General features: G+C 43.1%; 19 protein-coding genes and 1 pseudogene. 3 read left to right on the forward strand and 17 right to left on the reverse strand.

The features are described from left to right. Positions 1-71 precede the first annotated feature (71 nt). From FND36_00415 to FND36_00430, 4 genes are all read right to left on the reverse strand, one after another. Positions 72-620 (reverse strand): biotin transporter BioY, encoded by a 549-nt coding sequence (locus FND36_00415; GenBank protein ID QDW72628.1) that lies wholly within the window; start codon positions 618-620, stop codon positions 72-74. Between the two features lie 693 nt (positions 621-1,313). After that, a complete protein-coding gene (locus FND36_00420; protein ID QDW72629.1) occupies positions 1,314-1,781 on the reverse strand; it encodes a hypothetical protein in 468 nt (155 codons plus the stop codon). Then, entirely contained in the window at positions 1,756-2,952 is a 1,197-nt protein-coding gene (locus FND36_00425; GenBank protein QDW72630.1) for a tyrosine-type recombinase/integrase, read from the reverse strand. The genes FND36_00420 and FND36_00425 overlap by 26 nt, the downstream gene beginning before the upstream one ends. A gap of 79 nt (positions 2,953-3,031) precedes the next feature. Continuing rightward, positions 3,032-3,235 carry an excisionase gene (locus FND36_00430; GenBank protein ID QDW72631.1) on the reverse strand — a complete coding sequence of 68 codons (204 nt, stop codon included), beginning with the start codon at positions 3,233-3,235 and terminating at the stop codon, positions 3,032-3,034. A gap of 105 nt (positions 3,236-3,340) precedes the next feature. On the opposite strand from FND36_00430, the gene FND36_00435 reads away from it, so the two are divergent. Both FND36_00435 and FND36_00440 read left to right on the forward strand, forming a co-directional pair. Continuing rightward, on the forward strand, positions 3,341-3,550 hold the full coding sequence (locus FND36_00435; protein ID QDW72632.1) for a hypothetical protein: 210 nt from the start codon (positions 3,341-3,343) through the stop codon (positions 3,548-3,550). Then, positions 3,466-3,710: pseudogene (locus FND36_00440) on the forward strand (hypothetical protein). The gene FND36_00435 and the pseudogene FND36_00440 overlap by 85 nt, the downstream one beginning before the upstream one ends. Here FND36_00440 and FND36_00445 read toward each other — a convergent pair. Next, complete coding sequence (locus tag FND36_00445) at positions 3,611-3,859, reverse strand: helix-turn-helix domain-containing protein (protein QDW72633.1); 249 nt, start codon at positions 3,857-3,859, stop codon at positions 3,611-3,613. The pseudogene FND36_00440 and the gene FND36_00445 sit on opposite strands and share 100 nt — an antisense overlap. Positions 3,860-3,862: 3 nt before the next feature. After that, entirely contained in the window at positions 3,863-4,285 is a 423-nt protein-coding gene (locus FND36_00450) for a sigma-70 family RNA polymerase sigma factor (protein ID QDW75496.1), read from the reverse strand. Between the two features lie 526 nt (positions 4,286-4,811). On the opposite strand from FND36_00450, the gene FND36_00455 reads away from it, so the two are divergent. Continuing rightward, positions 4,812-5,174, forward strand: a complete 363-nt coding sequence (locus FND36_00455) for a helix-turn-helix transcriptional regulator (protein QDW72634.1) — start codon at positions 4,812-4,814, stop codon at positions 5,172-5,174. Between the two features lie 69 nt (positions 5,175-5,243). Here FND36_00455 and FND36_00460 read toward each other — a convergent pair whose 3' ends face one another. The 11 genes from FND36_00460 to FND36_00510 all read right to left on the reverse strand — a co-directional run bounded on the left by FND36_00460 (position 5,244) and on the right by FND36_00510 (position 14,920). Further along, positions 5,244-5,468 (reverse strand): hypothetical protein, encoded by a 225-nt coding sequence (locus tag FND36_00460; protein QDW72635.1) that lies wholly within the window; start codon positions 5,466-5,468, stop codon positions 5,244-5,246. Between the two features lie 19 nt (positions 5,469-5,487). Further along, the gene (locus FND36_00465; GenBank protein QDW72636.1) at positions 5,488-5,868 is read right to left on the reverse strand and encodes a hypothetical protein; all 381 of its coding nucleotides are present in this window, start codon (positions 5,866-5,868) and stop codon (positions 5,488-5,490) included. A 2-nt stretch (positions 5,869-5,870) separates the two neighbouring features. Beyond that, positions 5,871-6,605, reverse strand: coding sequence for an ABC transporter permease (locus tag FND36_00470; protein QDW72637.1), 735 nt, complete (start codon positions 6,603-6,605; stop codon positions 5,871-5,873). Then, complete coding sequence (locus FND36_00475) at positions 6,602-7,333, reverse strand: ABC transporter ATP-binding protein (protein QDW72638.1); 732 nt, start codon at positions 7,331-7,333, stop codon at positions 6,602-6,604. The genes FND36_00470 and FND36_00475 overlap by 4 nt, the downstream gene beginning before the upstream one ends. Further along, positions 7,330-7,593 (reverse strand): AbrB/MazE/SpoVT family DNA-binding domain-containing protein, encoded by a 264-nt coding sequence (locus tag FND36_00480; GenBank protein ID QDW72639.1) that lies wholly within the window; start codon positions 7,591-7,593, stop codon positions 7,330-7,332. Before FND36_00480 ends, FND36_00475 begins: the two co-directional genes overlap by 4 nt. A 125-nt stretch (positions 7,594-7,718) precedes the next feature. Next, on the reverse strand, positions 7,719-7,958 hold the full coding sequence (locus FND36_00485; GenBank protein QDW72640.1) for an AbrB/MazE/SpoVT family DNA-binding domain-containing protein: 240 nt from the start codon (positions 7,956-7,958) through the stop codon (positions 7,719-7,721). A gap of 78 nt (positions 7,959-8,036) precedes the next feature. After that, on the reverse strand, positions 8,037-8,930 hold the full coding sequence (locus FND36_00490) for a conjugal transfer protein (GenBank protein ID QDW72641.1): 894 nt from the start codon (positions 8,928-8,930) through the stop codon (positions 8,037-8,039). A 21-nt stretch (positions 8,931-8,951) separates the two neighbouring features. Beyond that, positions 8,952-9,959 (reverse strand): peptidase P60, encoded by a 1,008-nt coding sequence (locus FND36_00495; protein ID QDW72642.1) that lies wholly within the window; start codon positions 9,957-9,959, stop codon positions 8,952-8,954. After that, a complete protein-coding gene (locus FND36_00500) occupies positions 9,956-12,097 on the reverse strand; it encodes a YtxH domain-containing protein (protein QDW72643.1) in 2,142 nt (713 codons plus the stop codon). The genes FND36_00495 and FND36_00500 overlap by 4 nt, the downstream gene beginning before the upstream one ends. Continuing rightward, a complete protein-coding gene (locus FND36_00505) occupies positions 12,097-14,544 on the reverse strand; it encodes an ATP-binding protein (GenBank protein ID QDW72644.1) in 2,448 nt (815 codons plus the stop codon). Before FND36_00505 ends, FND36_00500 begins: the two co-directional genes overlap by 1 nt. Next, positions 14,531-14,920 carry a conjugal transfer protein gene (locus tag FND36_00510; protein QDW72645.1) on the reverse strand — a complete coding sequence of 130 codons (390 nt, stop codon included), beginning with the start codon at positions 14,918-14,920 and terminating at the stop codon, positions 14,531-14,533. The genes FND36_00505 and FND36_00510 overlap by 14 nt, the downstream gene beginning before the upstream one ends. Positions 14,921-14,953 lie beyond the last annotated feature (33 nt).

Consider the following 14,953-nt stretch of genomic DNA (forward strand, 5'->3'; position numbering starts at 1 on the left):
ACAGTCCTAAACAGTGGGCAGGTGTGATCTCATGCGAGATCACACCTGCCCACTGTTCCTGGATATGGATATTATTGGAACTGGGCCAGACGTTTTTGAAGCCTTGGCCCAGTCAGGGTCGCAAGGAGGATCTTCATCGCATCTCCGGCTAGATAAGGCAGGACGCCGATAGAAAGCGCTTCCGGGAGGGAAAGATCCATTTGCGCGGCAAGCCAGAGAGTTCCGAATCCATAAGTAGCAGTCATGCCAAGGATGATACCAAGAGCTGCAAAAAGCGAAGAGGAAGGAAAACGATCAATGAAAAAGCCGGCGATCAGGACAAGGAAGATAAAGCCGATCAGGTACCCGCCCGTAGGTCCGGCCAGCTTCCCTAAACCGCCTGAGAAGCCGGAAAAGACAGGCAGCCCTGCGATTCCAAGCGCCAGGTAGACGAACAGGCTGGTAAGGGCTTCGTGATATCCAAGGATATAAATGTTAAGCAATATGACAAGATTGGTCAAGGTAATCGGAACAGGGCTGACAGGAATCGGTATGGAAAGCGGTCCCAAGATGCAGGTCGCGGCGGCGGCAAGTCCGATCAGAGAAAGTTTTTTGGCAGAAAAAACGGCAGTTTTACGCATGGACAGTTTCCCCTTTTTAGTAAAAATAATCTATTGGTAGTATATTTTATAAGTCGCAAAATGTCAACATAAAATATAATCGGGTTTACAATCTGAAATTTTGAAATAAATATATTGTGTGAAATTAGAATAAAAATCAAATATTTCAGAAAATAATTAAAATAATAAAATAAAATGAATTAATAAAAATAAAATTTTAAAATAGTGTTGACAAATAAAAAACGCAGTGATATTATAATATCAATCCAAAGGAAATCCCAAAAGAAAACCTGACGAGAAAGGGTTTTTAAAACGAAGAAGAAAAGATTCGTTAGAAAAGGATTTCAAAGATATTTCATATGTCGGTGAGATATCAAGAATTTGGAAAATGATCAGGAAAAGGAGGCTTAATCCATTGGACAATGTAATTGATTCAACAACTCAATATGTTAGTGGTATGGCAGAGCAAAGGTCCCATAGAATAGGCCTTGATAATAATAGAAGGTAAGTAACCGGTAAGAATCTGGATGAAACGAGAAGTCGGAGAAGAAAAAGAAGCCGGGTAAGAAAGATTAAGATCTGCGGACATATTGAAAAGATACCACATAAGATTCAAAGAAATTTAGAAAATGTGTAAAGAAACATGGACTAAACGATCAGGATTTATATGGAGCTATATAAAACAAAGGTTATAGAAGGAATAACTTAATACGATTACAGACAAATAATAAGGGCACTGGCTGTAATAGAAACGGTTATAGATATAAATAGCCAGGATGAATGTTTTATATAGAGGATGAGGGATATAAATAATGAGATTGAGGATTTTAAAAATCCGAAACTTTGAGTTGAAGTTGTCTGTAAAAGGGCAAAGGGACCGATAATCAAAATTCCTCCGATTGATATAAAATATGATAAAATTAAATAGAAAATAGCCATTATCTTCTTAGAGAACATAGTGGCTATTTTTTGCAACTTTTTATAATAAAAACTCACTAAATTTCTGATTATCTTTTCATAAGCTGGTAAATGTCGGTATAGCCTGTATTTTAGGGCTTTATCGGCATTTTCCTTTTGGAAGATACTCTGCATAAGCTGGCATTTACCAGCATGAAAATGCAACCAAAAGTAGTAAATGAGTAGTACAATCACCGATTTAAGAAGCAAGAGCCAGTCTTTCAATTTCTGCTTTTGCTGAATTGAAAGTACCGTGTGCGTAGTACCCTAATGTCATGGTGATGTTTGAATGTCCCATGATGTATTGCAGGGTGTTCGGGTTCATTCCTTTGTTTGCCATGTTCGTGCAGTAGGTATGTCTGAATGAGTGCGGTGTGATGTTTGGTAGCTGGTCTTTATGTGTCTTGTTGTATTTCTTCACAAGCCCACGCAACATACTTTCGTAGTTGCCAGCCACTTTAGGGAAGCCCTTTTGGTTTAGGAACAGGAAATTGCTGTAACCATTGATAACGATAGGCTCTGCCTTTCCTCTGTTCTGTAACACTCGCTTAAAGGCTTGATAGGCTCTTTCTGTCATTGGAAGCTGGCGTTCTCCTTTTTTGGTCTTAGGTGTTTCAATGTAGTAGCCGATTTCAGTATCTTTCAATAGCTGGTGGTCTACATTGATGATACGGTTTGCCATATCTATATGGACTGTCAGACCGCAAAATTCAGAGATACGAAGCCCCGTTTCCAGAAGAATAACCACTTCATCATAATACTTGCTGTACGTCTTGTCCTGTTCCATAAAGGCAAGCATTTTTTCTTCCTGCTCTGGCGTGAGAATAACTTTAGGCTCTGAATTATCTTCCAGAACATCACTCAATTTGAAGCTGAAAGGATTTTTTCTGATACAGTCGTCCTCAATCGCCATATAGAATGACGCTTTCAGTGAACGCTTGTAATTGCTAATCGTCTTGTAGGAAAAGCCATTCTCATACATTCGCATAGCCCATTCCTTACCGTCCGATAGCTTCACCGTATCAATGCTCCTTGCACCCAGAGGGTCGTTTTCCAGAATTTTCATAAGATACTGGCGACCTTTTTCTGTGTTGCGTTTCACATTCTTTCTCTGGCTGTTCTTCTTTGCGTAGAGCTGGCAGACTGTCATTTTCCCGCCTATGGTATTGATACCGTCGGCAAGGTCTTTCTTAATCTGCTTTTCTTTTTCTCTCAACGACAAATCTTCATGTTTCCCAGCGGGTGTCTTGTCTGTCGGAACAAGTTTCCAAGCATACTTAAACTGTGGTTTCCCGTATATATCGGTATATTTGTAAACGTATCTTCCGTCTTTTCTCTGGCTCTCTCCAAGTCGTAAATTGCGTCCCTTGCTGTCTTTTCTCTTTACATTAGACATAGTGCGAAGCTCCTTTCCGTCAAGGAATGAGCCGTTGATACGCTATACTTTATTATACCATACCTACGGCTCGCTGACATTAGATTTCGTCCAATGTATCAATGATTTTTTCAAACTGTTTTCGCTTAATCTGTACACGGTTTCCGTTGACAATCACCCAGCCAGCGTCGAGATTTTCCTCTGCCAGCTTACGCAATTTCTTTTCCCCGATACGGAAGTATTTTGACGCTTCCTCAATCGTCAGCGTGTACTTCTCCCAGATAGGCACATCAGTATTGTTCATAAGTATGCACCCCCTTTACTGTGTGTCTTATGGAAGCAGACAGACGGCTTTGGAAAGCTCCACTGGCATTTCAGCCATTCCCATTCCTGTGGGCAGAACCGCACCATGCGGGTGTATCATTATCCTGTGAATACAGGTCGTGGCAAAACGACTTTTCCAACGGTCGCTCTCGGATCACTGCATGGGTCGCTCGCTTCCCCTTATGGAAAAGGTCGTGGCGTACAGTCCCCGTGGCTCGCTGTATCACAAACGTATCTGTCTGCTTTATTCACTTGTCAAAGAACAGTGGCGAAAGCCATAGGCTCTCATGTGTAAAAGCAGAGGGCAGGACAGGAAAGAGGGGATTTCAACAAATCATGCCCTGCCATAATTGCTTTATTCTTCTGTTGGAACAGTACCGATATCGAAGTCTAAAATCATTTTGATAATAGCTTCTCTGATACGCCCTTTAAGCTCCATATCTACTACGATATAAACATTACCGTATTCATCATATAGAGGACGCAAACAGCATTTTGATATGTACGGGTCATAAAATGCCAGTATTCTTTCAATAGACTGTTCATTTCCGTCCACAGCAGATGAAATAAGTCGATAGGGTGGAAGTTTGTACCCTTTTTTCATGTTTTATTCACGCTCCTTTGTCAGTGTTTTCTTCAAATTTTGTAAAGCTCTGTAACGGTTTTTAAAAACTCCTGCTCTGGAAATTTTCTGTGCTTTTGCAATTTCTGTATCGCTCATTTCCAGAAAGTAGTACATCAGAAGATTTTCACGGTTGCGTTCCGATAATTGCTTTAACGCTTCTGAAAGTTCTTCATCAAGCACTCGGATTTCAACGCCGCATACTTCAAACACGGTATAGTCACTCATGTACTCGTCCCATACAGCCAGCTTTTCAACAACGATTTCTGGAAGTTCACAGAAAGGAATTTCTTTATCTTTACGACGTTTTAATTCCTTTTTATAATTCCAGATAACGCCCTTAACAGTACGTTTGAGCTTACAGTCAAACTGACACTGGATTGTCTTTTGGAAGTCAGACGGTTTCATCATCTCACCCCCTCTCTGTCCAGACGTAAAAGGTATCTATCCCTCTTTCCGCCCCACATCGGTACAGGAGTGGGTGATTTGCTAACCTGTATAAGAAAGAAATTCAAAAAAATATTGAACTTCTCATAAATAACAAAAACAGTCAATCAGCACATGAATGTACCAACAGACTGTTTTTGCTATGTTTGCGATATGAATTTTTAACTCATGTTTAGGGTGTGCTGACTGGATAACCATTGTAAGGCGGTTATTCAGTTGTGAATACTGGCGTGTTCGCTGATACGCAATCATAGCACACCCCCCTTATCCAGAGCTGTGCCGTGAGTGCAGAAGAAAAGGACAGCTCTGGTTATCCAAAACCGTCCTAATCAGATTGAAAGACATGGAAAAAGATATTACCTTAGAACGGTTTTTTTTATTTACCGTCAAGGTAATATTGATACGAATTACTAACGCATAATATATGCGCTTTTAACACATTCTAATCATGTGCCATGAAGTATAAACTCATGACAGGTGATTTGAAATGAGGAAAAAGAAAGACACGCACAGCTTTGATTTCCGTCCGTTAGGACTGGCAATCAGAGAAGCGAGAGAAAAAGCTGGGCTTTCCCGTAATGATTTAGGCGATAAGGTCTTTTACGGAGAACGTCATATCGCAGATATTGAGAATATAGGGAAACACCCCAGCTTCCAGTTATTTCATGATTTAGTGACAATGTTCCATATCTCTGTTGATGAATACTTCTATCCGCAGGAGAAAGCGGAAAAATCTACAATCCGCAGGCAGATAGACGTATCGCTTGATGAACTGACAGATGAAGAACTCAAAATCATTCAAGGAACAATCGACGGTATCATGAAATACAAGGGGACGGGAAGCAAATAGGCTTCTCGTTTTCTTTTTCCTCGCATAAGCTATCCTGCTGATCTGCTTTGCAGGAAGCAGGATAAGCACCTAAATCTTAGTTTTCTTTGTAATTGTGTAAATGTATTCTTCTGGTGTAGGTATCTTATTACCAAAATACTTTTTAAATCGTTTCTGTACCACTGGGTCTTGACTATTCATAGAGTTGTCAATATTCTCCTGTATTTCAGCCCTAAACTCTGGTAGCGACAATCCTCTGGCTTTTGCCCCAGCTTTTAAAATAGTTCTCATATCTCGTTTTTTAAGACCAATCATTTTGTCACCTCATTACCGATTAGATTAGAAAAGAATTTATAATCGCTATAACAGATTTATCAAATACGCTAACTTTATGCCTTGTTACTAAATTGATAGTATCGTTAATTGAAGTCAAGTTACCATTTTCCAAAAAAGCTAGGCAATTACATTCTAATGCAATGATAACTTTGTCTAATGTCCAGCAAGAGGATAAAGCTATCCTATGAAAGATTGCACATTCTTGTAGTTCACTTAAAATAATATCTTTATCAGCGTCCATATCTAAAATTGCAATATTCTCTAAAGAGCCGTTATTTATCGGGAGTAAATAATTCTGTATCTGTTGAAAAATCGCTAACCCTTGATAATCTGTAATATATTCAACGTTTAAATTTGTAAGAGAGAATACCTTAATCATTATTAGCCTTTCATTCTGCGTTTAAAGATAATAACAGACGGAATGATAAGTACCAGAGCGTATCCTAAAACCCATACAAGCTGTAATGGTATATCTGAAAAATTACCGTTTATTGCATAATTTACCGCATTTACTGCATGACTGAATGGTAGTAAATCGCAGACCGTTTTGAATGTACCACCAATCATATCCAATGATAAGACAGCACCACTTAAAAACACTGTTGCATTCACTAAGATTGTTCCAAATCCATTGACCGCATTATTTGTTGAAAGTACACTACCAATAAATAAGCCAAAACTGATAAATAATATCGCCACTGGAATTAAGGTCAAAATAGCTATAAAAATATTTATATTTAATTCTAATCCGAAGAACAGAGCTACACCAAAACAGCAAACAGCCTGTAAAATTGCAAGCGGAATTATAGGTATAGAATATCCTAAGATGTAATCAATTCCCTTCATAGGTGACGCAAATAATCGGGTTAGGAAAGAACTATTCCTATCGGTGGACATCAACGTACCTACAAAGGTACTTAGAAACGCCATTCCTAAAATCGTCATACTCGGTGCAAAATTTTGGACTTCAAATACATCAGCCATTCCACCGATACTTTCTTTCATCAAAGCTAACGCAATAATCAGCAAAACAGGAAATCCGAGACACATGAGAATACTCATGGGATCTCGCACAATTTCTTTAAAATTACGTCCTGTAAAAATAGTAAATCTCATAATTCAGTACCCCTTTCTGTATACATCAAAAATGCTTCTTCAAAATTTCTAGCACCAGATACCTTGATAATTTCATCAGCCGTACCAAGAACCTGCACAACACCCTTATCCATAATACAGATACGGTCAGCTAATTCCTCTGCTTCTTCAAGATAATGTGTTGTTAAAATCAAAGTTAATTTTCCTTTCAATTTTTCCATTGTTCCCCATAATTCTCGTCTTGCTCTTACGTCAAGCCCGATTGTCGGTTCATCAAGGAAAAGAATTTTAGGATTACTTATCAAAGCCATTGCGATACTTAATTTTCTCTGCCAGCCACCCGATAACTGTTTTGCTCTGTCATTTTTTCGGTCAGTTAGTTCAAAAGTTTCCATGATTTTGTCGGCTTTTTCCCTTGCTTCCTGTTTAGAACTACCATGTAAGCGGGCAATCATCATCAGATTTTCTTTAACTGTCAGCTTTGGTGCAACGGCTGTTTCCTGTGGAGAAAGGTTGATAATATCTTTTACTTTATCTGCCTGTTTTCTCAAACTGTTTCCTAACATAAGGGCATCACCACTTGTTGGCTCTGTCAGACAGCTCAACATTTTAATAGTTGTTGTTTTTCCTGCACCATTTGAACCAAGCATTGCGAAAAATTCTCCTTGTTTGATATTAAGCGAAAGAGAATTAACTGCTGTTAAATTTCCATATCGCTTTGTTAAATCTCTAATTTCTATTGCATTCATTCTTTGTCCTCCTTTTGAAATGCCATTTGAAACGCTTCGTTACAACCGTCCATTTTCTGTAAGGCAATTCCTTTGTCTTTATCAGCAAGTAACACTAATAGCTCGCCGATATGAATACCAAAGAAATCCCTTACCTCTTTTGGAATAAGAATTTGTCCTTTTGTTCCCACTTTTAAGGTGCCTAAATATCGTCCATTGTGGGAATAGTGTTCTGTAACATCTCTATTCACTATATCTCCTCCTTTTGGTATAACAAGTATTACTTGTTATACCAATATTAACACCAGCAGAGTAAAACGTCAATAGAAAAGTATTACTTTTCCTACTTTTTGCTAAAAGTTATAAAAAAGACGGTGCCATAAAAGCACCGTCTTAATAATTTAATTTATTCTGACTTCGTAGGTGATTGCCCAGAGTTAAACACTTGTTCAAAAAAATCTTTGTAAACCTCATATTTTTGAACAGCGATACCTTGTTTTGCGTCTGCTAATAAGACCAAAGTATCACCTGTACTGATATTTAGCATTTCTCTTGCTTCTTTGGGTATAACAATCTGTCCCTTTGGACCTACTTTCACAGAGCCGACAAATTTATCATTCTTTGTTTTTTTGTTTTCATCAGACATGAACTCGCTCCTCTCTAAAATCGTATAACATTTCCTACTTATTATACAACTCGAACAATAAAAAAACAAGTACTGGTTTTACTCTATTATCTTCCAGTTACTATCCTTATGAAGCGTCAACTCATACTGTGATACCTGTGTTGCCTTTGTCTGGTTATCAATGAACTTCACAGATACCTTGACATTCACATTATCTCCGTCCTTTGTAAATACTGGGTTTACTAGCTCGGAAAAGAGATAGTCCCCGTTTATCGGTTCAAGAGCGTTTCCCTCTACATAGTAGGCAAGCTCCTTATCCGTTGCGGTCGGGTACAGCTTAAAGAATGTTTCCAGAAACGCCGTAGCGTCATTTACCGTATCAGCGTCCACGCTGTTGTCTGCTTCCTGTGCCTTTGGTTCATAGCTGGATTTTTCCATAGCGGGGGCAAGGGTAGGGTTCTGTATGATAACCATATCCCCGTCGGCGTCCACATGAACGGTCACGGTATAGGTTTCTGATACGTTCCTTGTCTGGTCGCCCTCTTTTATCTGCTGATCTACTTCGTAGGTAACAGAAAAAGCGTTCTCCCCAAACTGTTCCACGTCCCAGATAAGTACATCCGTGACCGTGGAGCTGGTCGGTATATCCGTCCTTACCGTATCAACATTCAAATCCTGCAATTCCTGTGTCAGATAGGCACTGATAGCCTGTGTCCTTGCTTCGATTGCTTCCTTGCTGTTGCACCATGTGTAGTAGGATTTACAGAAATTCTTCACGAAATTTTCTATCCCGTTGGTGTCATTCAAGCGGAGCTGTATGGTTTCTATCTCATGCGTGGTGTGCTGGTCGATAGCGGTAAAGTTCTTATACACACCAAAGCTCACGCTTGCGATAAGCACCACCCAGAGGGCAATGACGGATTTCTTATGCGTCCCCACTTTCATAGTGCGGACTTTCTTTTCCTTTATCGGTTTTTCTTTCTTCTTGAACATGATATTTCCATTCCTTTCTTTCTATTGCTTAATTCTGCCAGCCCCGATAAGGTGCTGTTGCCAGTAGGAGCTTGTAAGGTCGGTGTAGCCTATCGGGTCGCCAGCGTGGTACATCTGATTGTTTCCTACATAGATACCGACGTGCGTTACATACGTTCCCGCATTGTAGGTACTGTGGAAGAACACCAAATCCCCAGCCTGTGCCTGTGAAAGCGGGATATGCTGGGTAGCGTCATACTGTGCCTGTGCCGTTCTCGGCAGACTGATACCAGCCTTTCCATAGCACCATTGAACCAGTCCCGAACAGTCAAAAGAAGTGTTAGGATTGCTCCCGCCGTACACATAGTCCCAGCCTTGATATTTCAGTGCTTCGTCCATGATTTTTTGAACGGTCGCATTATCGAATTTTGTAATCGTTAAATATTGGTTGACTATCTCTACATAGAACATATTCCCGTAGGCATATCGCCAGCCACCGTTGCGGGCGACAGCAATAGGGTTCGTGTAGGTGACTTTCTTCCCGCCAGACTTGTCACGGGCGAAATTCTCTGCCAGCGTGAAGCTGTGCTTTTTCCCATTGGAAGCCACATAGCCGATATAGCCACCGCCATAGTTATAGGACTGTATCACCACGTTTATATCCTCTATGCCTTGATTTTCTGCTGAAGAAAGCAGGGACGCAAAATATTTGCACCCCTGCTTGATTGAACTTTCCGTATCAAGGGAATTAGGCGGTAAGCCCATGCTCTCGGAACTCTGCATAACGTCCTCGGCTGTCCCGCCACTTTCCACCTGTATGATTGCCAGCAGATAGGGGACGTACTCGGATATGCCGTACTCTTTAGCGTATTTCTCTACCATAGGCTGATGTTTCAAGACCTCTGCGGACAGGTTCATGCCCGTTACCCATGAGGAAGAACCACCGCCCCCGTCGTCGTCCTCGGCACTGATAAGCACACCAAAGAAAAGCACTATCGCAAGAAGAAAGGGAAACAGACTGCCGATAAGGGCGATATGTCTTAGCTTCATTTCTTATGTCCTTTCTTTCCTGTCATGTTTAGGGTCGCTTTCTTGATGGTTCGCTCTTTTCTGGTGGTCTGCTGGTTCAGCTCTACACCATTGAGCCTTGTTCCGTGTTTCTGCAATACAGGTTCAGCAGATTTTGAAGCAAGCGGACGCTCCTTGACAGGTTGTGCTTTCGTCGGCTCGGTATGTACCTTGTCCGTAGTGACAGGACGCTTGATTTCCTGTGCTTTTCCTGTATCTGTCTTTGACGCAGGAGAAGCAGTCACAGGTCTGTCATGGGGACGGGTAGCTCCTGTTGTCGCTGATCCGTCCGTCGCTTTGCCAGACTGCTTTGCTTCCTGTGCCTTTTGAAGTTCTATACGCTTGTCAGCGATATTCTGTCTGTGTTGCTCACGCTTATCGGCACGCTGGCTCTGTCTAGTTTCCTGTCCCTGCACAATGCCACGCTTGAAGTCGGACACATTTTCCTTTGCCTTTTCCTTAGCGGAGTGCAGGGCATAGGCGGTCTGTGTCGGCATATCCTTGATATTCTCCTTGACAGCCGTTGCCTTGTCCTTGACCTTGTTTTTTGTATCAAGCACCGCACCTATGGCTGAACCCGCTCGGCTTCCAAAAGAAGTATTTTCTCGGCGTTCTTTTCTGCCCGTACCAGCTCTAGTAGATTTCCCAGAACCGTCATTCATGGTTGTTCCTGCTACTGTGCCAGCCACCGCACCAGCAACGCTTCCAGCACCGACAGCCCTTGCGATACGGTGTTCCATACGCCTAGCCCTGTGTCGCATGAACATGTACGGGCGACGGAATATCCTGCGTCCCATGCTCTGGCTGTCCCCAGCGTTTAAGCTGAACATACTCATAAGGTCGCCCAGCTTCATGTAGATACCTGCAAAGCACACTATCTGTAAGAACGCAATCATAAAGAACGGGTAATCCGTGGAGATATTGTAGAACATACTGGAAATACTGAAAGCCACCGTGACAATGAGCGTTATCCCAGCCCTTGTCATAATCGTATTGAACACTCGGACGATTGCCTGTTTTGCCATGTTCTCATAGCTGGGTATCATGGAGAGCAGGAAGCTAATCGGCAGGAACATAGCGAAGATGATAAATAGTATCTGGGAAAATATCATCATGCCCGTAAGCAGGAATACGAATATCGTTATCCCCAGATTGAAGATAAGCAGGAAGAACACCATTCCCAGACGGTTGATGACCTGTGGTATCGTCAGATTGTCGTTGTCGTTATCCTCGATTTCCGTTTTCACCACGTCCTCACGGGTCGCCCCGTCGTCGGCAGAGGGACTAGCCGATACCAGAGCTTCCACACGGTCAGCCCCGATTTCCTCTATATCGCTGTTTCCGAACTGCAAAAGTAGCCACGGCTGTTGCACCTGTATGGAGAACAGGCTGTCCCTTATCAAGTCCACGCTGTCTTTTCCCGCACTGTCGCTGTCGGGAAGCATTATCTTTGTCCCCAAATTCAGCGAAGCCGTGGAAATGTCCGAAGAAAAGTCATTGATTTTTTTGATGTAGTCGGGAGCGTAGGCGATAAAGGAAGCGGACAGCACGAACACCACAACGAAGTTGATAACGGCGTGTAATGCCTTGCTGGTTTCTCGCTTTATCAGTCCCGTGTAGGCTACATAGATACCCACGATAAGGATAATGAGAAGCAGGAAGCCCACATAGAAGCCCGTACTTCCAAAGCCGTTTTCCGTCACGCCCGCTAGGGTCTGTATGCTCTTTCCGATACTGTCTGCCATGTCGTTGATGAAGTCCAGCTTATATGCCTGCTGGACGACGTACCCTGTGGCGTTACTTAGATACAGGCTGATAGTCCAGATAAAGTTGGTGATACAGTAAAGCCCGTATTGTACGGACTTCCCGATACCGTCCAGCCAGTTCCACGGAAGCCAGCCCCAGCTATTGTCCACATAGAAGTCAAGCTGGTAGTTTTCCAGCGGGTACTGTGAATACAGGTTGTCCGCATTGACCGTATCATCAACCAGCCCCGTGGCATGAGCCACCGTCCCGAACAGGGAGAGGAACACAACAGAGGTAAAAATGACTATCAGAGCAATCTTGAAAAAGCGAAAGAGCTTCTTTTTTGTCAGAAGCCCCTTTATCCTATCTATCATCACTCCACCTCGCTTTTCACGGGCGGTCTGGTATCAAAGGCGTGCAACAATTCTTCAAAGACAGGGTGTATCTGCACCACGCCCACACGCCCGTACAAATCTTGAAGCAGGCATTGTCCGTTCTCCAAGTCACGAAGTCGTTTCTGGTTGTTCTCGTCGTCCTTGTCGATACCGAAAAATTCAAGGGTCTGCTTTATCTCGTTGATGTCGGTACTTCTAAAGGCAAACTTCAAACCGATATTGTTTTTCAAGCTCTCCTTTGACACGTCGCCAGAGGATTGTGTGACGAAGTACACGCCCGCCTGCATAGCACGTCCAGCTCTTACCAGCTTGTTTGAGAGGGTTTCGCCCTGTGCCACGTTGAGGAACGCCCACGCTTCATCTAAATCCACGATTTTAAAAATGCTTCTGTCACTGTGGATAAAATCAAGGGCAAAGGTGGAAATGACAATCAGCATAGCCACGGACAGCAGTTCAATGGTGGTGTATTCCTCAAAGGTCGTGTCCTTATCGGGGAGTACCAAGTCTGCCACCTGTATGATGTTGAGCTGGTTGTCCAAGCTGATAGCGTTCTTAACCGTTCCGTCGGAGAACAGCAGATGTGCAAAGTCATAGTCCGTAAAACTGTCGATATGGTCGGCAATATTGCGGGCAATCGCCGTTTCCTCTCTGCGTAGCTCGTCTATCACATGGAGAAGTCCTCGCTGATCGCTCTGGGTCACGGCTCGCACCGCTTTTCTAAGGACAGGGAATTTCTCGCCGTCCCTAGAGGAAATCCCCGTAAGGAATGTGAGAATGTCTATCGCCAGACTTTCAGCATCCTTTACATTCTTCATAATCACGAACGGGTCAAGAAGCCCAGCGTTTTCCTTATCGCTGGTAAGGTTTACGATATTGATTTCATGGGCTATCTCTAGGAGCGTTTCTTTCCAGTTGCCACGCTCGCTCTTAGGGTCGAGAATGACCGCCTGTCCGCCAAAGAGGACGGAATAATAGACAATCAGATTGTTGCAGAATGATTTTCCACCGCCAAGACTTCCCACAAAGGCAGAAGCCAGAGCATTGGTGACTGTCCCCTTGATACCCTGTGAAGCAAGGGACGGCTGTAAATAGACGTTTCTTCCCGTGTCCACGGAATAGCCGATATAGATACCTGTATTCTCGCCAAGCTGTTGTGTCGCCCCAAAGCCAAGCCCAGCCAAGAAGTCCGATTTCACATACTGCACATAGTCATTGATATAACGCTTGCTGGCGGGGAGAAATTCAGAGTGAAGCCCCAGCATATCCCCAGCAGGTCGGACTAACTTTACATTGAGGTCGTCGTAGAAGTCCTTGACCTCATCACAGCGTCGTTTCAGCTCGTCGAGGTCGGGAGCAGACACACGGATAACGTAAGAAAGTTTATACATACTTTCCTTGCTCTGGTCGAGGTCGGTTTCCAATTCGTCCACGCTGTCTAATGCGTCCACCACATTTGAGCTTGTTTCACTCCCAGACTGATAGGCGTGGTTGTCCAAATCTTTCAGCTCTTTCTTCTTGTTGCGGACAGTCGATAAGGCTTTTCTGTTCCCGACGATTTCCACATTCATGCTCGTATCAACAGGGAAAGTGAACTGCTGTTGCTGGAAATAGAAGATTTCCGACGACGGAAAATCCAGCTCGCCCACAATCGCATTGACGGTAAAGTAGGACACGAAGCTCTCGCTGTCCTCATGTTCCAGCCTTATGTATCGCTGGCTTTCCTCTATCAGACAGCGGGTCGGACGGATAAGGTCATACTGCTTAATGAGCGTTGCCTTTTTCAGCTTCTTCTTTGGAAGCGAATACTCGTAGTCCTCATACGCCACGCCGTCCCTGCCGTAGATATGCTCGATAAGATAGCCGAAGTCGTTCTTGTCCAAGCGTCGGAACTTGAAACGGCGGGAGATTTTATTTTCCAGCAGTTTTTCCATTTTCATGTAGCGGTTGATTTCATCATCTGGCATGGAGATAAAGTCGTTCATCAGCGTATGGTTGACCTCATTCAAGAACTCTTTGAACGTCATAAACGCCGATTTTTTCATGCTTTCAAGGCTGACCTTTTCCTCTGTCACAATGAGCTTGAAGCCGATAAAAAAGCGGTAGTCCACTTGATTGTCCCCAATCATGGAAACAAGGGCTTCTGTCTGTTCGTCTATCTTCTGTATCGCCACATCACGAAGTCGCCCCGTTACCAGCTTCTTTGACTGTTCCTGTATGCTTCTTACGGAGCTTTCCGTTGCTATCTGCAAGGCGTGTATCTTTCCCTCACGGGACTGTGCGATAAGCTGACGGAAGCTGTCATGGACGATAAATTTCTGTTCCGCAGAGAGGAAACTGTAATTATACGGTATCAGCTCATAGTAGGCGAACACCTCATTGTCCTTGTTCCAGACAAGGTTGTTGTCGATATACTTAATCGGGAACATACATCACACTCCTAACCGCCGTGACAGTTTCGCTGAACACTCCCTTTTCCAGCTTCACGGCTTTTCCTGCATAGGTCACTTTTGGTCGCAGGGCAAACGTAATCTGCGATTTCAAGAAGCTGTAAGGCTTCTTGCCGTCAAAGGTCTTTTGGCTCATGAACCATGTGAGGGCAACGGGAATACCGAAGTATTTTAGAAACGCTCCCTCGATAAGCGATAACGGCGGTAAGTCCCCTAAGAGAATGACGGCAAATTCCGTAATGACAAACCACGTTATCTGGGTAAAGGTAACGGGAAACGGAAGAGTAAAGTCATTGATTGCGTATAAGACTTTCTCCACGTTCCAGATACCCGTGTAGCTCTTAATCTTCTTCAATTCGTTTCAGCTCCTTTCGTTGTAATGGAAAAG

This window comes from Lachnospiraceae bacterium KGMB03038 (genome assembly GCA_007361935.1).
Lineage (GTDB): Bacteria > Bacillota > Clostridia > Lachnospirales > Lachnospiraceae > Massilistercora.